General features: G+C 71.8%; 16 protein-coding genes. 7 read left to right on the top strand and 9 right to left on the bottom strand.

Features of this window, described 5'->3' with window-relative positions; translation table 11 throughout:
• Positions 1-25: 25 nt before the first annotated feature.
• The 6 genes from ACGH52_RS30700 to ACGH52_RS30675 all read right to left on the bottom strand — a co-directional run bounded on the left by ACGH52_RS30700 (position 26) and on the right by ACGH52_RS30675 (position 4,142).
• Positions 26-1,438, bottom strand: a complete 1,413-nt coding sequence (locus ACGH52_RS30700) for a nucleobase:cation symporter-2 family protein (RefSeq protein ID WP_076976980.1) — start codon at positions 1,436-1,438, stop codon at positions 26-28.
• A gap of 65 nt (positions 1,439-1,503) precedes the next feature.
• Positions 1,504-2,439 (bottom strand): factor-independent urate hydroxylase, encoded by a 936-nt coding sequence (gene pucL / locus ACGH52_RS30695; protein WP_059300423.1) that lies wholly within the window; start codon positions 2,437-2,439, stop codon positions 1,504-1,506.
• Between the two features lie 8 nt (positions 2,440-2,447).
• Positions 2,448-2,849 (bottom strand): hydroxyisourate hydrolase, encoded by a 402-nt coding sequence (gene uraH, locus ACGH52_RS30690; protein ID WP_076976979.1) that lies wholly within the window; start codon positions 2,847-2,849, stop codon positions 2,448-2,450.
• Positions 2,846-3,361, bottom strand: coding sequence for a 2-oxo-4-hydroxy-4-carboxy-5-ureidoimidazoline decarboxylase (gene uraD, locus ACGH52_RS30685; RefSeq protein ID WP_059300425.1), 516 nt, complete (start codon positions 3,359-3,361; stop codon positions 2,846-2,848). The genes uraH and uraD overlap by 4 nt, the downstream gene beginning before the upstream one ends.
• 149 nt (positions 3,362-3,510) lie before the next feature.
• The gene (locus tag ACGH52_RS30680) at positions 3,511-3,879 is read right to left on the bottom strand and encodes a helix-turn-helix domain-containing protein (protein WP_003972719.1); all 369 of its coding nucleotides are present in this window, start codon (positions 3,877-3,879) and stop codon (positions 3,511-3,513) included.
• Positions 3,876-4,142 carry a hypothetical protein gene (locus ACGH52_RS30675; RefSeq protein ID WP_059300426.1) on the bottom strand — a complete coding sequence of 89 codons (267 nt, stop codon included), beginning with the start codon at positions 4,140-4,142 and terminating at the stop codon, positions 3,876-3,878. Before ACGH52_RS30675 ends, ACGH52_RS30680 begins: the two co-directional genes overlap by 4 nt.
• Positions 4,143-4,282: 140 nt before the next feature.
• On the opposite strand from ACGH52_RS30675, the gene ACGH52_RS30670 reads away from it, so the two are divergent.
• From ACGH52_RS30670 to ACGH52_RS30650, 5 genes are all read left to right on the top strand, one after another.
• The gene (locus tag ACGH52_RS30670) at positions 4,283-5,122 is read left to right on the top strand and encodes a TIM barrel protein (RefSeq protein WP_121703319.1); all 840 of its coding nucleotides are present in this window, start codon (positions 4,283-4,285) and stop codon (positions 5,120-5,122) included.
• Between the two features lie 47 nt (positions 5,123-5,169).
• Positions 5,170-6,060: a 2-hydroxy-3-oxopropionate reductase gene (locus ACGH52_RS30665; protein ID WP_121703318.1), complete on the top strand. Its 891-nt coding sequence runs from the start codon at positions 5,170-5,172 to the stop codon at positions 6,058-6,060.
• Positions 6,061-6,244: 184 nt separating this feature from the next.
• Positions 6,245-7,708, top strand: coding sequence for a catalase (locus ACGH52_RS30660; RefSeq protein WP_399943972.1), 1,464 nt, complete (start codon positions 6,245-6,247; stop codon positions 7,706-7,708).
• Between the two features lie 426 nt (positions 7,709-8,134).
• Entirely contained in the window at positions 8,135-8,389 is a 255-nt protein-coding gene (locus ACGH52_RS30655) for a hypothetical protein (RefSeq protein ID WP_059300430.1), read from the top strand.
• 57 nt (positions 8,390-8,446) lie between these two features.
• Positions 8,447-9,088, top strand: coding sequence for a TIGR04222 domain-containing membrane protein (locus ACGH52_RS30650; RefSeq protein WP_121703316.1), 642 nt, complete (start codon positions 8,447-8,449; stop codon positions 9,086-9,088).
• A 69-nt stretch (positions 9,089-9,157) separates the two neighbouring features.
• Here ACGH52_RS30650 and gcl read toward each other — a convergent pair whose 3' ends face one another.
• A complete protein-coding gene (gcl, locus tag ACGH52_RS30645) occupies positions 9,158-10,942 on the bottom strand; it encodes a glyoxylate carboligase (protein ID WP_076976972.1) in 1,785 nt (594 codons plus the stop codon).
• A gap of 147 nt (positions 10,943-11,089) precedes the next feature.
• Between gcl and ACGH52_RS30640 the strand changes: the two genes are divergently transcribed.
• Positions 11,090-11,791 (top strand): hypothetical protein, encoded by a 702-nt coding sequence (locus tag ACGH52_RS30640; protein WP_121703314.1) that lies wholly within the window; start codon positions 11,090-11,092, stop codon positions 11,789-11,791.
• A 4-nt stretch (positions 11,792-11,795) separates the two neighbouring features.
• On the opposite strand, the gene ACGH52_RS30635 is transcribed toward ACGH52_RS30640, so the two are convergent.
• Together ACGH52_RS30635 and ACGH52_RS30630 are read right to left on the bottom strand one after the other, a co-directional pair.
• Positions 11,796-14,009 (bottom strand): S1 family peptidase, encoded by a 2,214-nt coding sequence (locus ACGH52_RS30635; RefSeq protein ID WP_399943966.1) that lies wholly within the window; start codon positions 14,007-14,009, stop codon positions 11,796-11,798.
• Between the two features lie 83 nt (positions 14,010-14,092).
• Entirely contained in the window at positions 14,093-14,635 is a 543-nt protein-coding gene (locus ACGH52_RS30630) for a hypothetical protein (protein ID WP_238696890.1), read from the bottom strand.
• 512 nt (positions 14,636-15,147) lie between these two features.
• Here ACGH52_RS30630 and ACGH52_RS30625 point away from each other — a divergent pair.
• The gene (locus tag ACGH52_RS30625; RefSeq protein ID WP_399943963.1) at positions 15,148-18,534 is read left to right on the top strand and encodes an ALF repeat-containing protein; all 3,387 of its coding nucleotides are present in this window, start codon (positions 15,148-15,150) and stop codon (positions 18,532-18,534) included.
• Positions 18,535-18,560: the final 26 nt, after the last annotated feature.

The following is an 18,560-nucleotide window of genomic DNA, read 5'->3' as shown; positions in this document are numbered from 1 at the left end:
CCGACGGGGAGGGCACGGCAGGACCCTAGGAGGATTTGAGTGCCGGGACCGGGTGGCGGCTCCGGGTGCCGAGATGGTGGAAGAACAGGTTGAGGGCGACCGCGACGATCGCTCCGGCGCTGATGCCGGAGCCCAGCACGGTCTGGGCCCAGGCGGGGAACTCGGCGTAGAAGGTGGGCGCCGCCAGCGGGATGATGCCCGCGCCGAGCGCCACGGCGACCAGGATGATGTTGGAGCTGTCGTCGAGCCCGGCCTCGGAGAGCGTACGGATGCCGCTGACGGCGATGGAGCCGAACAGCACGATGCCCGCGCCGCCGAGCACCGGCATCGGGACCAGGGAGACGACCGCGCCGAGGACCGGGAAGGCGCCGAGGACCAGCAGGGTGGCACCGGCGACGGCGACGACGTAGCGGCTGCGCACCCGGGTGAGGGAGACGACGCCGACGTTCTGGGCGAAGGCTGAGGTGGGGAAGCCGCCGAAGACGGGGCCGACCAGGGTGGCGAGGCCGTCGGTGCGCAGGCCGCGGGTGATGACCTTGGCGTCGGCGCGGCGGTCGCAGATCTCACCGAGGGCGAGCATGCCGGCGGACGACTCCGTCATCAGGACCAGCATGACGATGCACAGCGACAGGATGGCCGCGGGCTGGAACTCGGGGGCGCCGAAGGCGAAGGGCGTGGGCAGCGCGGCGACCGGCGCGGACCTCAGGGCGCCGAAGTCGGCCATGCCGAAGGGGATGGCGGCCAGGGTGCCGATCAACAGGCCGAGGAGCAGGGCCACTTGCTTGACGAAGCCCCGGCCGAATCGCTGGGTGACGAGGATGACGGCGAGGGTGAACGCGGCGAGCGCGAGGTTGCGCATCGAGCCGAAGTCGGCGGCGGTCTTGTCGCCGCCCTGGGCCCAGCCGACCGGGACCGGCATCAGCGTGACGCCGATGAGGGTGATGACGACGCCCGTGACCAGCGGCGGGAAGAAGCGCAGGAGTCGGCCGAAGAACGGGCCGACGGCGAGGCAGAAGACTCCGGCGACCATCACCGCGCCGTAGACGGCGGGGAGTTGGCTGCCCTTCGCGTTGGTCTCGACGATGGCGAGGATGGGCGCGATGCCGGCCGAGGAGGCGGCGTTGACGAACGGCAGGCGGTTGCCGACGAAGCCCTTGACGCCGAGGGTCTGGAGCAGGGTGGCGACGCCCGCGATCAGCAGGGAGGCCGCGATCAGCCGGGTGCGGCCCTCGATGTCGAGTCCGCAGGCCTGGCCGATGATGAGCGGAGGAGTGACGACGCCCGCGTACATGGCGGCGATGTGCTGGAGCGCGGCGGGGACGAGCCGCGAGGGGTGGAGCTTCTCGTCGACCGGGTGCACGGACGTGACGGCGTCCTCGGTGTGCACCGGCGGGGTGGTGCCAGGGCCGGTGGCGGGCCCTTTCGCAGGCAGTGCCATGGTGTTTCCTCCGGTGTGGCGCGCCACCGGCCCCGGGGGGCGGGGCCGGTGGCGGGCCTGCCGCGTCAGAGGTTGGTCATGTCGACCGGGATGAGTTGCTCGGCGCCGTCGCGCAGGATGGTGGCCTCGATCAGGCCGTAGGGGCGGTCGGCGGCGTAGTACACGGCGCCGTCCTTGGCCTCGTTGTCGATCCCGAAGGGCGACAGGTCCGAGCGGAAGTGGTGCTTGTTGGGCATCGAGAAGCGGATCTCGTCGACCTCGTCGCGCGAGTTGAGCACCCGCACGCCCATCTCGAACAGGGTCTGCTGGAGCGAGTACGAGTAGGTCTCGGCGAACGCCTGGAGCGCGTGCTTGCGCACCCCGTTGTACGAGCGGTCCCAGTCCGGGGCGTGCGAGTCGACGCCGTCCCAGTTGTGCCGCCACCAGGTGGAGACGGTGGTGGCGAGGATCCGGTCGTAGTCCTCCTTGAGGGTGGTGTACTTGTCCTTCAGGTAACCGAAGAACTCGGAGTTGGTCGAGTTCAGGACGGTCAGGTCCTTGAAGCCGGAGAGCACCTGGATGCCGTGGCCGTCGTAGGTGATCTGCGCGACGCGGGTCTCCTGGCCGGTGCGGACGAAGGAGTGGGCGATCTCGTCGGCGCCGACGAAGCGGGCGCCGCCCTTCGACGTCTCGATCCGCTCCCAGCCGTACTCCTCGATGCGGATGCGGGCCCGGTGGATCGGGTCGTTGTTGTCCACGAAGTGGCGGGCGAGCTTGACGCCGAGGTCCTCGGCGCTCTCGATCCCGTGCTCCTTGGCGAAGGCGAACACCGTGTTCTTGGTGGTGTCGGTCGGCAGGACGTTGGCGTTGGAACCGCTGCGGTGGACCTCCTCCATGTCGCCGGACAGGGCGACGGAGACGTTCAGGTCCTTGATGTGGTGCGTGTCGCCGTCACGCGTGATCTTGACGACGCGGTTCTCTGCCTTGCCGTACTGGTTCTGTCCCAGGACGAAACGGGTCATGGTGTCGGTCAGCTCCCTCGGTAAACGGAGTAGCCGAACGGGTTGAGCAGCAGCGGAACGTGGTAGTGCTCGCCGGGCACCACCGCGAAGGTGATGGTGACCTCGGGGAAGAACACGGGCCGGCCGTTCTCGCTGTCCCGGAGCGCGGGGGCGTCCTGCTGGGCCGCGGCTTGTTTCTTGGCGAAGTACGTCTCGGTGTCGAAGTCGAGCCGTACGTGTGTGGTGCCCTCCGGCAGGGCCGGGAGGTCCTTGCACCGGCCGTCGGCGTCGGTCGCGGAGCCGCCGAGCTTCTGCCAGTCCGCGTCGCTGCCCGAGCGGGCGGCGAGGTGGACGGCGACGCCCTCGGCGGGGCGGCCGACGCTGGTGTCCAGGATGTGCGTGGACACGGAGGCGGTGGTGCTGGTGCTCATGGTCGGGCGTCCTGTTCGACGAGTCGGGTCAGGCGGATGCGGTTGATCTTCCCCAGTTCGGTGCGGACGATCTCGCGCTCCTGCTCGGGCGAGTTGCCGATACGCTCCTTGACCGCGTCCCGCATCTGCTCGCCGGTCCGGCCGGTGGCGCAGATGAGGAAGACGTGGCCGAACTTCTCCTGGTAGGCCAGGTTGAGTTCGAGCATCTCCGCCTTGAGTTCCTCGGCGGCGCCGGCCATGCCCGCCTGTTCGCGGGACGAGGTCGCATCGCCCGGCTTGGGACGGCCGATCGGCGGGTGTCCGGCCATCGCCTCGGCGAGGTCCTCGGCGCTCAGCTCGGCCATGGCGGCGTCGCTGGCGGCGTACAGGTCCTCGGTGGTGGCGAAGGGGCGGGCGGCGAGCAGGTGCCGGGCCCACGCCGTGGAGGCGCACGCCTCGTGGAGTTCGGCGCGTGCCGAGGACTCCTCGAGGGTGTTGAAGCGGGCCAGGCCCGACGCGGAAGTGGACGTCACGGGAGCCTCCGTGGCCTTGTGCTGAGCGGGCGTGCCGATAGCTAACGCCCTCGGAAACAACGCGTCAACACTTTGTTGAAAATTCGGTGTTACGAAAGCCGCCGTCCGGTTACCGGACGGCGGCTCGTGATGTGGGGCTCCCGTGCAGGTCAGGTGCCCTTCTCGCGGTTGAGGTAGTTGTACACCGTGAAGCGGCTGACGCCGAGGGCGCTCGCGACGGTCTCCACGCCGTGCCGTACGGCGAAGGCGCCGCGCGCCTCCAGGGCCCGTACGACCTCCTGTTTGGTCCTGCGGTCCAGGTCGGCCAGCGGCCTGCCCTGCCGGCGTTCCATGGCGGCCAGGATGTGGTCCAGGGAGTCGGCGAGCTGGGGCAGGCGTACGGCGACGACGTCGGCGCCCTCCCAGGAGAGCACGACGTCCTCCAGGCCGGCCTCGTCCGGCGGCAGCATCTCGCCACCCATGGCGTCGACCAGCGGCTTGACGGCCGCGATGAACGGCTCCTCGGCGGGGCCGGTCACCGCTCGCCCTCCTGCTCGGCACCGTCCGGGACCACGTTGACCTGGAGCGAGATCCGAGTGGCGCCGGCCTCCAGGGAGCGGCGCAGCAGCGCGTCCACGGCGGTGAGCACCCGGTCGGCGCCGCCCTCGGCGGTATTGCCGAACGGGCCGACGTCGACCGCGTCCAGCTCGGCGGCCTCGACGACCTCCCGGGCCACCACCGCGTGCGCGGGCGCCTCGTCCAGGTCGAAGGGTTCGGTCGTGAACTCCACTCTCAATCGCACGCGGTCAACCTAACGCGGGGTGACCGTATTGCGCCGCCCCCTCTTGACAAGGGCCGCACTCCACCGGCAATCTTCCGTTACGTAGAAAAGAACTTCCGTAATGCGGAATAAGATCGAAACGGAAGGGAGCGCGGCACCCGATGGGCTTCGCAGATCAGCGCTTCAACGTCAACCTGTCGATCCTCTTCACGGAACTCCCGCTCCTGGAGCGCCCCGCGGCCGCCGCCGCGGCCGGCTTCACCGCGGTCGAGCTGTGGTGGCCCTGGATCGACTCGCCCACCCCCGAGCAGTCCGAGCTGGACGCCCTGAAGTCGGCCATCGAGGACGCGGGCGTCCGGCTCACCGGCCTGAACTTCTACGCCGGGCGGCTGCCCGGACCCGACCGCGGCGCGCTGTCGCTCCCCGGCGAGGAGTCGGACCGCTTCCGCGCCAACATCGACGTGGCCGCCGACTTCGCCCGGTCGCTGGGCTGCACGGCGCTCAACGCCCTGTACGGCAACCGCGTCGAGGGCGTGGACCCGGCCGAGCAGGACCGGCTCGCGCTGGAGAACCTGGTCCTCGCCGCCCGCGCGGCCGACCGGATCGGCGCGATCCTGCTGATCGAGGCGCTCAACGAGCCCGAGTCGCCGCTCTACCCGCTGGTGTCGGCACCGGCCGCGATCGAGATCGTGGACAAGGTCAACGAGGCCACCGGGCTCGGCAACGCCAAGTTCCTCATGGACCTCTACCACCTGTCCATGAACGGCGAGGACCTGCCGCAGGTGATCGACGCCTACGCCGCGAAGACCGGCCATGTGCAGATCGCCGACAACCCGGGCCGCGGCGCCCCCGGTACGGGCACCCTCCCGCTGGAGGAGCTGCTCGACCGCCTGAGGAAGGCCGGGTACGACGGCTGGGTCGGGCTGGAGTACAAGCCCGGCGACGACCCCAGCGCGCAGTCCTTCTCCTGGCTGCCGGCCGAGGCCCGCGCGGCCCGCTGAGCGCCACCCCGCAGGAATCTCCACAGATTTTCAGAGAGGCACCCATCATGAGCACACTCCCCAAGGTCGCCTGGGTCGGTCTCGGCATCATGGGCTCCCCCATGTCCGAGAACCTGATCAAGGCGGGTTACCAGGTCACCGGCTTCACCCTGGAGCAGGAGAAGCTGGACCGCCTGGCCGCCGCCGGCGGCACCGCGGCCGGCTCGATCGCCGAGGCCGTGCGCGACGCCGACGTGATCGTCACCATGGTGCCCGCGTCGCCGCAGGTCGAGGCCATCGCCTACGGCCCCGACGGCATCCTGGAGAACGCGAAGTCCGGCGCGCTCCTGGTCGACATGTCCTCGATCACCCCGCAGACCTCGGTGGACCTCGCGAAGGCCGCCAAGGACAAGGGCCTGCGCGTCCTGGACGCCCCGGTCTCCGGCGGCGAGGCCGGTGCCATCGAGGCCGTGCTGTCCATCATGGTCGGCGGTGAGCAGGCCGACTTCGACGAGGCCAAGCCGCTCCTGGAGGCGCTCGGCAAGACCATCGTGCTGTGCGGCCCGCACGGCTCGGGCCAGACCGTGAAGGCCGCCAACCAGCTGATCGTCGCCGTGAACATCCAGGCGTGCGCCGAGGCCGTGGTCTTCCTGGAGAAGTCCGGCGTGGACCTGAAGGCCGCCCTGGACGTCCTCAACGGCGGCCTGGCCGGTTCGACCGTGCTGACCCGGAAGAAGGACAATTTCCTCGCCCGTGACTTCAAGCCGGGCTTCCGCATCGACCTGCACCACAAGGACATGGGCATCGTCACCGACGCCGCCCGCAACGTCGGCGCCGCGCTGCCGGTCGGCGCCGTGGTCGCCCAGCTGGTCGCCTCCCTGCGTGCCCAGGGCGACGGCGGCCTGGACCACTCGGCCCTGCTGCGGGCCGTGGAGCGCCTCTCCGGCGCCCAGGTCTGACGCACCGCCCCGAGACCTCCGGGTGGCGCCGCCGCTGACACCTGTCATGTCGCGCCCGAGCGGCGGCGCCGCCCGGAACCCACTTCAACAAACTGTTGACGTGCCATCGTCCCAAATCTAGGCTCCACGAAGCGGAAATGAATTTCCGCTGAACCCTCGCTCAGCAGGTCACGGAAGGTCCACGATGTCGCAGCGCGTGCTCACCACCGAGTCCGGTGCCCCGGTCGCCGACAACCAGAACTCCGCCTCCGCCGGCATCGGCGGCCCGCTCCTGATCCAGGACCAGCACCTCATCGAGAAGCTCGCCCGCTTCAACCGCGAGCGCATCCCGGAGCGCGTGGTGCACGCCCGCGGCTCCGGCGCCTACGGCCACTTCGAGGTGACCGACGACGTCACCGGCTTCACGCACGCCGGCTTCCTGAACACGGTCGGCAAGCGCACCGAGGTCTTCCTGCGCTTCTCCACCGTGGCCGACTCCCTCGGCGGCGCGGACGCGGTCCGCGACCCGCGCGGCTTCGCGGTGAAGTTCTACACCGAGGAGGGCAACTACGACCTCGTCGGCAACAACACCCCGGTGTTCTTCATCAAGGACCCGATCAAGTTCCCCGACTTCATCCACTCGCAGAAGCGCGACCCGTTCACTGGTCGTCAGGAGCCGGACAACGTCTTCGACTTCTGGGCGCACTCCCCCGAGGCCACGCACCAGGTGACCTGGCTGATGGGCGACCGCGGCATCCCGGCGTCGTACCGCCACATGGACGGCTTCGGCTCGCACACCTACCAGTGGACGAACGCCAAGGGCGAGTCCTTCTTCGTCAAGTACCACTTCAAGACCGACCAGGGCATCCGCTGCCTGACCGCCGACGAGGCCGCCAAGCTCGCGGGCGAGGACCCCACCTCGCACCAGACGGACCTGGTGCAGGCGATCGAGCGGGGCGTGTACCCGTCCTGGACGCTGCACGTGCAGCTGATGCCGGTGGCCGAGGCGGCGAACTACCGCTTCAACCCGTTCGACGTGACCAAGGTGTGGCCGCACGCCGACTACCCGCTCAGGCGCGTGGGCAAGCTGGTGCTTGACCGCAACCCGGACAACGTCTTCGCCGAGGTCGAGCAGGCCGCGTTCTCCCCGAACAACTTCGTGCCGGGCATCGGTCCCTCCCCCGACAAGATGCTCCAGGGCCGTCTGTTCGCCTACGCGGACGCGCACCGCTACCGCCTGGGCGTCAACCACACCCAGCTCGCGGTGAACGCCCCCAAGGCCGTGCCCGGCGGCGCCGCCAACTACGGCCGCGACGGCCTGATGGCGGCCAACTCGCAGGGCCGGCACGCCAAGAACTACGAGCCGAACTCCTACGACGGCCCGGTCGAGACCGGCCGGCCGCTGGCGGCCCCGCTCGCGGTCTCCGGGCACACCGGCACCCACGAGGCGCCGCTGCACACCAAGGACGACCCCTTCGTGCAGGCCGGTGCGCTGTACCGGCTGATGAGCGAGGACGAGAAGCAGCGGCTGGTCGCCAATCTCGCCGGCGGCCTGTCCCAGGTCTCCCGCAATGACGTCGTGGAGAAGAACCTCGCGCACTTCCACGCGGCCGACCCCGAGTACGGCAAGCGCGTTCAGGAGGCGGTCCGCGCCCTGCGCGAGGACTGACCCACCGGCTCGCGCACGGAACCCGGCGGGGAGGCCGGGGCCGTGTGCGCGGCCCGCGCAGGCACCGAAGCGGCCCGGATGAGGGGTGACCGCAAGGTGCCGGCGCGGGCAGGGCGAGGACCGCGGCGGCCAGCGAGCCAGTGCGGTGGTGAAGGGCACGGACGCTTCTCCTACGACCTGAGGGGAGGAGCCGTTCCGGCCCGTCGCACCGCCGCGGTCCCAGCCACCCGCCTCTCTTGCCGAGAGGCCCCACAAGCCCCGTCCGGCGGCGCGAACGACCTGTCGCGCCCAGCCTCGCGCCGCCGGACGGACACCACGTGAAGAACCTTCACCGGCTGGGAAGCGCCGGATGCGGACGGTCCCGCATCCGGCGCTTCTCGGCGTTCACCGGGTGCGGATTCCGCTCCCGCGCAGCAGCCTGGAGGCATGGCAACGGCACACCCACCCGAGCATCCGCACATCGTGGTCCACTCCCCCGCCCTGGACGGCTCCCGCCGGGTCACCTCCGGAGAGGAGACGCTGGGCGTCGCCTCGCACATCGACGACGTCGCCGAACTGCTGCGGCTGGCCGACCTGTACGTGACCGACGTCGAGTCGAGCGACCTGGTCGAGTGGCAGGGCGGCGGCCCCGAGGACTGGCCGGGGCTGCACGAGCACCACGGCGGCGGAGAGCGGGCGTAGGAGTCCCCCGCAGCGGGCACAACCCCGGCACAACACGGGGCGCACGGGGGTGGGGTCGTGGACGGTGTCACGGAGATCGGGTGGGAACCGCACCAGATCGCGCTGCTGGGCGGCGGGCCGCCGGGCGCCGTCACGGTGGCGTTGGTCGCCCTGCACCTGCTGGGCGCCGTCGAGACCGGCCCGCGCAGGACGCTGTGCGCGACCGGACCGGAGCCGGAGGGCCTGGGCCCGTTCGAGGGCACCGTGCTGGACTGTCTGCACGAGCCGCTCACCGCTCGTGAGCTGGTCCGGCACCCGGACGTGCGCCTCGCCGTGGCCCTGACGCGCATCCCGCTCGCCGAGGACGGGCTGCTGGGCCACCCCTGGCTCAGGCCGACCCGCGGTGCCCGTCGGCGCGTGGAGTTCTGGCGGGAGCGGCACCCGTTGCCGGCGGTCAGGCACGGGCTGACGGACGACGACACGCTGCTCGCGGTCGCCCTGCACGGCGATGCCGCCCTGCGCCTGCTCCTGCCGCGCTTCGCACTGCGGGCCGGGCTGACGGCCCCCGGCGCCCCGGCCGACGGTGTGCGCTTCTCGCTGGGCCGGGGCAGATTCCTGAGGTGGCGCGACGCGTACGAGGACTCGGTCTCGGGCGGCGGCGACGGCTCGGGCCACGGGGACCACGCGGTCGGCGGCTCGGGCGGCGGCGGCTCGGACTGAGCGCGCACACGGAAGAGCGGCCCGTCCCCCTGGGGAACGGGCCGCTCTCGCGGCTCGGCGCCGGGTCCGTCAGACCTTCAGGGTCCTGATGGCGGTCGGGGCGTGGCCGGGCTCGGTGGCCACCTCCTCGAACTCGACCACGTTGGAGATGTCGTTCGAGCCCGACATGGAGATGTTGGTGACGCGCTCCAGGATCGCCTCGACGACGACCGGCACCCGGTGCTCGGCGGCCAGCTTCTTGGCCTGCTCCAGGGCCGCGCCCAGCTCGTTCGGGTCGGTCACCCGGATCGCCTTGCAGCCCAGGCCCTCGGCGACCTTGACGTGGTCGACGCCGTAGACGCCCAGCTCGGGCGAGTTGATGTTCTCGAACTCCAGGTTGACCTGGAAGTCGATGTCGAAGGCCCGCTGCGCCTGGCGGATCAGGCCCAGGTAGGAGTTGTTGACCAGGACGTGCACGTACGGGATCCGGTGCTGCGCGCCGACGGCCAGTTCCTCCAGCATGAACTGGAAGTCGTAGTCGCCGGAGAGCGCCACGACCTGCGCGTCCGGGTCGGCCTTGGCGACGCCGAGGGCGGCGGGGACGGTCCAGCCGAGCGGTCCCGCCTGGCCGCAGTTGATCCAGTGCCGCGGGCGGTAGACGTGCAGCATCTGGGCGCCGGCGATCTGGGAGAGGCCGATGGTGGAGACGTACCGGGTCTCCGGGCCGAAGGCCTTGTTCATCTCCTCGTAGACGCGCTGCGGCTTGATCGGGATGTCGTCGAAGTGGGTCCGGCGCTGGAGGGTGGCCTTGCGCTCCTGTGCGGAGGCGGCCCACGCGGAGCGGTCGGGCAGCCTGCCGGCCGCCTTCAGCTCCTTGGCCACCGCGACGAACAGCTCCAGGGCCGCCTTCGCGTCGGAGGCGATGCCGTAGTCCGGGGCGAAGATCTTGCCGATCTGAGTCGGCTCGACGTCGACGTGGACGAACTTGCGGCCGGCCGTGTAGACGTCCAGCTTGCCGGTGTGGCGGTTGGCCCAGCGGTTGCCGATGCCGAGGACGAAGTCGGACTCCAGGAAGGTCGCGTTGCCGTAGCGGTGCGAGGTCTGCAGGCCGACCATGCCGGCGTTCAGCTCGTGGTCGTCGGGGAGCAGGCCCCAACCCATCAGGGTCGGGACGACCGGGGTGCCGGTCAGCTCGGCGAACTCCACGAGCAGGTCGGCGGCGTCGGCGTTGATGACGCCGCCGCCGGCCACGATCAGCGGGCGCTCGGCGGCGTTCAGCAGGCCGATCGCCTTCTCGATCTGGGCGCGGGTGGCGACGGGCCGGTAGACCGGGAGCGGCTCGTAGGTCTCCGGGTCGAACTCGATCTCGGTCGTCTGGACGTCGATCGGCAGGTCGATCAGGACCGGTCCCGGACGGCCGGAGCGCATCAGGTGGAAGGCCTGCTGGAAGACGCCGGGGACCTGCGCGGCCTCCAGGACGGTGACCGCCATCTTGGTGACCGGCTTGGCGATCGAGGCGATGTCGACGGCCTGGAAGTCCTCCTTGTGGATCACCGCGGTCGGCGCCTGGCCGGTGATGCACAGGATCGGGATCGAGTCGCCGATCGCCGAGTACAGGCCGGTGATCATGTCGGTACCGGCCGGTCCCGAGGTGCCGATGCAGACGCCGATGTTGCCGGGGTGGGTGCGGGTGTAGCCCTCGGCCATGTGCGAGGCGCCCTCGACGTGGCGGGCCAGGGTGTGCTGGACGCCGCCGGACGCCTTGAGCGCCGCGTAGAAGGGGTTGATCGCCGCACCGGGCACACCGAACGCGTCGGTGACGCCCTCGCGCTTGAGGATCTCAACTGCCGCTCGGGCAGCGGTCATACGAGCCATCGAGTACTCCTGATCCGGCTGTCGGATTCGCACTCCCGTCGCGCCCCGCGGTGAGCTTCTTCCGTAGCAACTTCCGTATAGCGAAATTTGTTTTCTACGATCTGGAAGTAATGTAAGTGGGCGGCCGGGGGCCGTCAAGAGAGGACGATGGGGGTCATGTCCGAGACCATCTCGGTGTGCTGCACCGCCTGCGGGCGCCGGCACCGCTACACGTCACCGTCGTATCCCTGTGCGTGCGGGGCGCCCGTCGCCCCGGAACTGGACCCGCGCGGGGCCGCGACCGCGGTCACCCACCGGGCGTGGGACGAGGAGTGGATCGGGGTGCGCTGTGCGGCCTGCGGGACCGAGAGCCGGTGGCCGCGTCCGGAGCTGGGCTGCCCCTGCGGGACGGTGCTGTGCGTGCCGGTGGACCCCGCCGCCACCGGCCGGTCCGGGCGCACCCCGGGGTCACGGGTCCCGGCGCACCGGGCCGTCCCGATCCGCACCGCCCGCGACGCGGTCACCGCCGCCGTGCTGTATCTGCGCGGGCTGGGCCACCGGGACGTGCGCCGCGCCGACCAGCGCCCCCTGGCCGGCATCGGCCTGGCCGCGCCCGGCGTCGCCGTCCAGGTGGACCCGACGGTGGGCCCGGCCTCGGTGCGGGACGTGGAGTGCCTGTGGCTGACGGCGATGGCGGATTCGGCGCGGGGCGTGTACTTCTCGCTCGCCGGGTACGCCGAGGACGCCCGGGTCCGTGCCGACCTGCTGGACGTCGCGCTCTTCGTGCTCGACCCGTCGGGCGTGCCGCGCCCGGCGAACGCGCCGGCCGTGGCGCTGGACGCCACGGCCGGCTGGGAGGAATCGGGCTGAGCGGCTACCGCGCCGCGTGCCCGAAGGCCGTACCGACGGCCGGGAGGCCGCCCTGACCCGGCTGGTACACGGTGGGCGCGGCATTGGGCTCACCGAGGGTCACGTTGGACATCGGCAGGGCGTACAGCGCGCCGGTGGCGGTCGGACCGTAGGGCATGCCGACGTAGAGGTGGGTGCCGGTGAAGTGGATGCTCGAACCCAGGCGCTGGTTCGCGCCCGGCGCGCCGGGAATGCCGTCGCCGTCGCCGGACTCGATCCACTTGTCGTTGGCGCCGGGCGCACCGAGCATCGAGAAGACGTGCACGGCGCCGGAGGAGGCAGCCGAGCCGATCGCCTCGTCCGGGACGCCGACGGCCATCTTCATGGTCGCCTCGGTGCTCACCGCGCGCGGCGCGGTGTTGATCGCCGTCAGGGTGGAGCCGAAGTGGTCACCGGCCTCGGAGGTGCCGGAGACGTCGTCGTCACCGGTGCCGGAGGAATATCCCTCGAGCTGGGTGTAGGCGCCGGCCGCGGTGACCCGGAAGGTGGTGACGCCGCCCGTCTCCGCCTTGCTGACGCCGTCCACGTTCAGGGCCTCGCCCGGAGAACCGACCGCGAGGATCGATTCGTCGGCACGCGCCGCGCCCGACGGGCGGTACGGCGCGAGGGCCAGGGCGGCGCCGAAGCGGTCCCCGGCCTCGGCACCGCCGGAGACGGTGTCCAGATCCTGGTCGAGACCGAACAGCGGGGTGGGCCGCTTCTCGCTGTTCAGCGTGTGCGAGAAGACCACGAGGTTGCCGGCGGCCGCGTCGGTGCCGATGGTCTCCTGAGGCGCTCCGATGGCGAGGTGGTTGGCGTCGGCGGCCAGCACGGCGCCGAAGCCGTCGTTCGCCTCCACCGCACCGGGGACGTCCAGCTTGTCCTGGTGCACGGAGACGTTGGTGCCCCCGCTCACGTAGAACGCCTCGCCTGCCCCGGCCGCGCCGCTCAGGCCCTCACCGGGCACGCCGATGACGACGAAGGGTTCGCCGGCGGCGCTGGTGCCCGCGACCATCGCCTGCCCCATCAGGTCGCCGCTCTCCGGTGTGGAGGCGCTGATGGAGCCGTTGCCCGCGGCCTGCTGGAAGTGGGCGTCCTGGGTGGCGCCGGTACCGATGCCACCGGGGGCGCCGAACAGGACGTCGGCCATGCCCGCGTCGACGGCGTCGCCGAGGTTCTCGCCCGGGGTGCCTACGGCCAGGTCCGTGCAGCCGTCCTCGTCGTAGTCGACGGTGTCGATGGCCTGCCCGAAGAGGTCGTTGGCCTCGGCGCCGCCCGGGACCCAGTCGAGGTCCTGGTCGATCTGAGCCGTGCCCCTGCCTCCGCCGTAGACGACGCGGACCAGGCCCGCCTTGGCGTCGCCGCCGACGGTCGCCTCGGGGTCGGCCACGGCTATGTCCTCGACGCCGTCGCAGTTGAAGTCGGTGATCCGGTTGGCTCCGGCCTTGGCGGCCACCCAGGAGCCCAGGTCGTCGACGCGGGCCACCACGCCGCCGGTGCGCGTCTCGGCGGCGTCGATGCCGAAGCAACCGCCCTGGTAGGAGCGGCTGCTGAGGGCGACCAGCTGCTTGGTCCCGTTCACGGTGCGCACCAGCGGACCACCGGTGTCGCCCATGCACGCCGCCGCGCCGTCCCGGCCCGTCACCGTCGCGGTGGTGGCCTCGGAGGCGTCCACCGAGAAGACCCCGGTGTGCAGGTTCAGCGGAGCCCACTCGGTCTTGCTCCGGCCGTAGCCGGCCAGCGTCAGCTCCTCACCCGTGGTGGGCGCGGCGGTGGCCAGTGCGACGGGCGTGATGTTGGTGACCGGGCGGTTCAGCCGGGCCAGGACCACGTCGCGGTCGGCGCGGGGCACCAGCTCCACGACGGTGCGGACGGCGCCGCCGGTGCCCGTGAGGTTGGCACGGCCGATGGTCGCCGTGGTGGTCAGGGCGGGCTTGCCCGCCGGTACGGCAAGGCTCGCGGCGGGGTCGTCGGCGAAGCAACTGGCCGCGGTGAGGAGCCAGTCGGCGTCGACCAGGACGCCGGAGCAGCCGCGGTCGTGGTCGCCGACGATGATCTGGGCGGCGTAGGCGTGGGTCGTGTCGGAGTCGGCGGCGGCCGGACCGGTCACGGCCGCCGCGGGTCCGGCGGTCAGCGCGATCGGTCCGGCGACCAGGGCGGTGGCGAGTACGGTGAGACGCAGGGGTCTGGGACGCGGCATGTGTCTGCTCCTTGCCGGAGTCGGTGCGGTTGCTGCAGGTCGGGTGGGCTGATCGCCCCTCGCTGCCGTGGAGGCGCCGGTCACTACTTGGACGTCCTGATCTCCACCAGCATGTGGGGGCGTCCCTGCTCGTCGGCGCTCTCGCCCACCGCCTTCCACGAGTTGGCGGGGACGTCGACGGACGTCTCCTCCTCGCCGACGGTCAGGTCGACCTGGGTCGCGTACTCGTTCGTCTTCACGCCGTAGACGGAGGGGATCTCCATCGTCAGCCAGCCGCTGTCCCCGGTGACTTCGAAGCAGACGCTCGACTTCTCGCGCGAGTAGACCTCCAGCTGACCGGTCCCGGGCGCGCAGGCGGCCAGGACGATGTGTCCGTCACCCCTCTTCAGGACGATGCCCTGCTCCTCCAGGACCTTGTCCGCCTGCGGGTAGGCGAAGTCCTCGACGGCGTAGCCGGGTGCCTCGTCGGCGACCGCGCGCACGGAGGCGCCGGCCCGCCCGGCCGAGTCGTCCGCGCCGGCCACCACCACTGCCGCCAGTGTCCCCGCGGCGACCGCGACGGCCGCGATTCGCGCCAGGAAACGCCCCTTGGACCACGAGGCCCCGTTACGTGCTCTGCTCTTCATTACCGTCCTACGGGTCGATGCGAACGCAATGTCCGGTACGCGTTGCGGAACGGGCGGCACTGGACGGCCTCAACTCGCCCTCGAAACCCCCCGGATGGATCCGCCACCGGACCGCTCGCAGGGGTCCCGGGACGCACCCGTACCCCTGCGGCTCCCCGATGGAAGTCGGCCCGAATAGTTTTGTCCAACGCTTTAATCGCCACAAAAAGGTCACCCCACACAACCCCCGCGTGACCTGCATCACTCGCGAAAAGGTTGTGCTCTCGATCATGAAGATTCTGCGCTTTTCCCGTGGAACAGTAGTGACTGTTTTCCGCTATCCCTGCCAGAGCAATTCTCGCGAATTATAATTCGCCAATTTTTTCTCCACGGAATAGGGGTGGCGATTCGGTGACGGACAGGTAATGTTTCGCCGCGCAACGTGTGAAGCTGACCTGGCGTCAGCTTTGCCGTACTGCACCAGCGTTGGACGTTTCGTCCTCCATCACACTCGTGTATCCCGTACGGGAAGGATGCTCACTTTGTCAGCGTCACTGTGGAGCAGACGCCGCATACTCACCACCATCGCCGGGACGGCCGCCGTACCCGCCCTGCCCGGCATGACGTTGCTCGCCGCCGGGCCCGCCCGGTCCGCCGAGGGCGACGCCGGAGACACCGACACCGATCTGCCGGACACCGACCGGGGCAGGGCGGTGTGGCAGTACAAGATCGGTGGCGTCGCAGTCCGCGAGGCGGCGGCCGCCGCCCTCGTCGGCTCCCAGGCCGCCGTCTCCACCTTCCTCACCAGTGAACTCCCCGTCGCCCAGGCGGAGGACAACCGCTTCGCGGTGCTCACGGGCCTCCCGCACGCGGGCAAGTCCACCCAGCAGTCCGCCGAGGCCGCGCTGACCGCGGGCGACGCCGCCGTCAGCGCCTACCTGACCGACGGATACGTCGAGCCGGTGACGACCGACCTGCGGGTCGCGGTGCTCACCCTCCTGAACAACAGCGGCCCCGCGGTGGCCCGCGAGGCCACCAAGGCCCTGGACACGGGCACCGCCCAGGCCATGCGCACCTTCCTGGACGAGACGCAGTACACGGCGCAGGCCGAGGACGAGCGGGTCGAGGTCTTCACGATCCTCAACACCGCCTCCCCCGAGGTGAAGAAGTACGCCGAGCAGGCCCTGGCCGACGGGACACCCGAAGCCATCCACCGCTTCCTGGTCTCCGGTCAGTTCATCGCCCGGGCCCGCGACGAGGAGAGCGCGACGATCGAGCAGCTGGTCGCGGTGGTGGAACGCGAGGGCAAGCAGGCGAGCCTCAAGTCGGAGCAGGCAGTGGCCGCCTCGGACCGGGCCAAGAAGGCCGCTGAGGAGGCGAAGGCCGCTGCTCAGAAGGCGGCCGCGGAAGCCCTGGCCGCCAAGGAAGACGTCCGCAAGTCGGCGCGCGCCGCCAACAACGCCGCCAACGCCGCCCGCGGCGCGGCCAATGCCGCCAACACCGCGATCGCCGCCTCCCGCACGGCTCAGGCCGCCTCGGGCCGGGCCGCGCGGGCCGCCCAGGCCGCCGCCGCTGCCGCCGCGGCGGCGGGCGGGGCGGCCTCCCGCGCCTATGGCGCGGCCATCGCCGCGTCCAAGGACGCGTCCAAGGCCTCCGCCGCGCGCAGTGCGGCCGAGGGTGCCCGCAACGCCGCGCGCCGCGCGCGCACCGCCGCGAAGGCCGCCGACCACGCCGCGGTGGCCTCGCGTCAGTCCTACGCCGCCGGTGCCGCCGCCGCGGGCGCCGCGCAGAACGCCGCCGTCGCCGCGAACGAGGCCGCGAACGCCGCCGCTTCGGCGGGTGTGGCCACGTCCCAGGCCGCCGCCGCCCGGCAGGCCGCCGCCGAGGCCAACGCCGCCGCCGCACGCGCCACCCGGGCCGCCGGTACCGCCCGGAGCCTTTCCGACCGGGCCGCAGCCGCGGCCGCGGTCGCGCGGGACGCCGCCAACAGCGCCGCCGACCACGCCGACGCGGCCGCGGACGCGGCCGACGAGGCGGCCGCGCACGCCGGTGAGGCGGTCGAGTACGCCAAGCGTTCCACCGCCTACGCCGAGGCCGCGGTCAAGGCCGCGACCACGGCCGCCGACGCGGTCGAGGAGGCCAAGGCCGTGGAGGCCGCCGCGCGTGAGGCGGAGACCGCCCGCATCACCCAGGACACGGAACTCGGCGTCCTGGAGGCCAGGCTGAGGGCGCAGGCCGAGATCGACGACGCCAAGCAGGCCGACAACCGGCGCACCCTGTCCGACCAGACGGCCACGGAGACCAAGGACGCGATCGCGGCGGCGGAGGCGGCCCTGGAGGCCGGCGACACCGCCCAGGCCCTTGCCGAGGGCCGCAGGGCGGCCGTACGGCTTCTGGACTCCGCCGGCAGCTGGACCCGTGCCGCGGCCGAGTTCGCCCTCGCCGGCGGCGACCAGGACCTACTCAACTGGGTCGGCGCCGACCGCCTGCTCGCCCAGCGCCAGGACGACCGGGAGACGGTGCTGACCGTCGCCGAATCGGCCAGGCCCGCCGTCGCCGAAGCGGCCCACCGGGCACTGGCCGACGAGAACGAGGACGCCCCCACCGAGTTCCTCGCGACCGGCGTCGTCGAGGCCGCGGCCACGGACAACCGGGTGACCGTGTTCTCCGTCCTGAACGAGGACCCGGGCCAGGCGGTCAAGGCGAAGGCGGAGGCGGCACTCGCGGACGGCAGCGCCCTGGCGCTGCACCGCTTCCTCAACGTGGAACTGGCGGAGGCCGTCAAGCAGGACGACCAGGTCGAGATCTTCCGCCTCCTCGACTCCGGCGGCCCCTACATGAAGTCGGCCGCGGAGATCGTGCTGGAGGGCTCCGCGCGCATGCGGCGGTACTTCGTCGCCCGCGACAAGTTCTACATCGCCCGGCTCGACGAGGATCACGCCACCCACGTGGCCGCCATCCGCGCCACCATCGCCCACGCCGCGAAGGTCGCGGCGAAGGCGCTGGAGGACGCGGCGCTGGCGTCGAAGGCGGCGGCCGAGGCCCGGCAGGCCGCCGAGGAGGCCTCCGACTGGGCGGCGAAGGCGAAGGACCACGCCTCCGACGCCGCCGACGCCGCCGACCAGGCCAAGGCCAACGCGGACGCCGCCGACCGGTCCGCGTCCGACGCGGCCAAGTCCGCCGCCAGCGCGTCGCAGGCGGCAACCGTGGCCCGCGGTGCGGCCCGGACGGCGAACTACTCCATGCGGCAGGCGGCGGCGTCCGCCCGGGCGGCCGTCGCGTCCGCCGCCGAGGCACAGGCCTCCGCCGCCAGCGCCCGGGCCTCGAAGCTGCAGGCCGGTGCCGACGCGGCGGCGGCCGCGGACGCCGCCAGCGAGGCGAAGGCCATCGTGGCGGCGAAGCGGAAGGCGGAGGCCGCCGAGAAGGCGCGCCAGGCCGCGGAGAAGGCCGCGCGGGACCAGCAGAACGGGTCCAACCCCTCCCAGACCTCCGACCAGGACAAGCCCTGGTACTACGACTGGGAGCTGTGGCCGGAGGACATCGGTTCGGCCAAGCAGTGGGCGACGGTCACCGGGCACTGGAGCACGATCGCGGGCGGCGCCGGCGTCGTCCTCGGTGTGGGCGCCCTGCTCTTCCCGCCCGCCGCACCGGCCCTGCTGGCGGCGGCCGGCGCGGTCGGGCTCGTGTCCTGGGGACTGCAGGGGACGAGCGCGCTGCTCCACGGCATCGCCGACAACTGGCAGGGCAGCGACTTCCACAGCGCGCTCGGCATGTTCGCGGTGGGCGGCATCTTCCTCGGCAAGGGGAAGCTGCTCAGCAAGTTCGGCGGCCTGGCCGACGTCGCGGAGAACGTCGGTGCGAAGATCTCCGGTGCGGTGAGCGACGCCACGACCACGGTCGTCGGCTGGCTGACCTGGTAGCGGACGCACACAACCGGCTCGGGTGG

The sequence above is a fragment of the Streptomyces sp. BBFR25 genome, from assembly GCF_044590125.1.
Lineage (GTDB): Bacteria > Actinomycetota > Actinomycetes > Streptomycetales > Streptomycetaceae > Streptomyces > Streptomyces canus_D.
The sequence above is the reverse complement of the archived record's forward strand: the minus strand, read 5'-3'. Positions and strand labels throughout refer to the sequence as shown.

Bases quoted from the DNA above. Each gene is read 5' to 3' on its own strand.
- ACGH52_RS30660 (WP_399943972.1), top strand. From the start codon at position 6,245: ATGTCGCAGCGCGTGCTCACCACCGAGTCCGGTGCCCCGGTCGCCGAC.
- ACGH52_RS30630 (WP_238696890.1), bottom strand. From the start codon at position 14,635: ATGAAGAGCAGAGCACGTAACGGGGCCTCGTGGTCCAAGGGGCGTTTC.
- ACGH52_RS30665 (WP_121703318.1), top strand. From the start codon at position 5,170: ATGAGCACACTCCCCAAGGTCGCCTGGGTCGGTCTCGGCATCATGGGC.
- ACGH52_RS30635 (WP_399943966.1), bottom strand. From the start codon at position 14,009: ATGCCGCGTCCCAGACCCCTGCGTCTCACCGTACTCGCCACCGCCCTG.
- uraH (WP_076976979.1), bottom strand. From the start codon at position 2,849: ATGAGCACCAGCACCACCGCCTCCGTGTCCACGCACATCCTGGACACC.
- ACGH52_RS30670 (WP_121703319.1), top strand. From the start codon at position 4,283: ATGGGCTTCGCAGATCAGCGCTTCAACGTCAACCTGTCGATCCTCTTC.
- ACGH52_RS30640 (WP_121703314.1), top strand. From the start codon at position 11,090: ATGGGGGTCATGTCCGAGACCATCTCGGTGTGCTGCACCGCCTGCGGG.
- pucL (WP_059300423.1), bottom strand. From the start codon at position 2,439: ATGACCCGTTTCGTCCTGGGACAGAACCAGTACGGCAAGGCAGAGAAC.
- ACGH52_RS30700 (WP_076976980.1), bottom strand. From the start codon at position 1,438: ATGGCACTGCCTGCGAAAGGGCCCGCCACCGGCCCTGGCACCACCCCG.
- ACGH52_RS30625 (WP_399943963.1), top strand. From the start codon at position 15,148: ATGCTCACTTTGTCAGCGTCACTGTGGAGCAGACGCCGCATACTCACC.
- gcl (WP_076976972.1), bottom strand. From the start codon at position 10,942: ATGGCTCGTATGACCGCTGCCCGAGCGGCAGTTGAGATCCTCAAGCGC.
- ACGH52_RS30655 (WP_059300430.1), top strand. From the start codon at position 8,135: ATGGCAACGGCACACCCACCCGAGCATCCGCACATCGTGGTCCACTCC.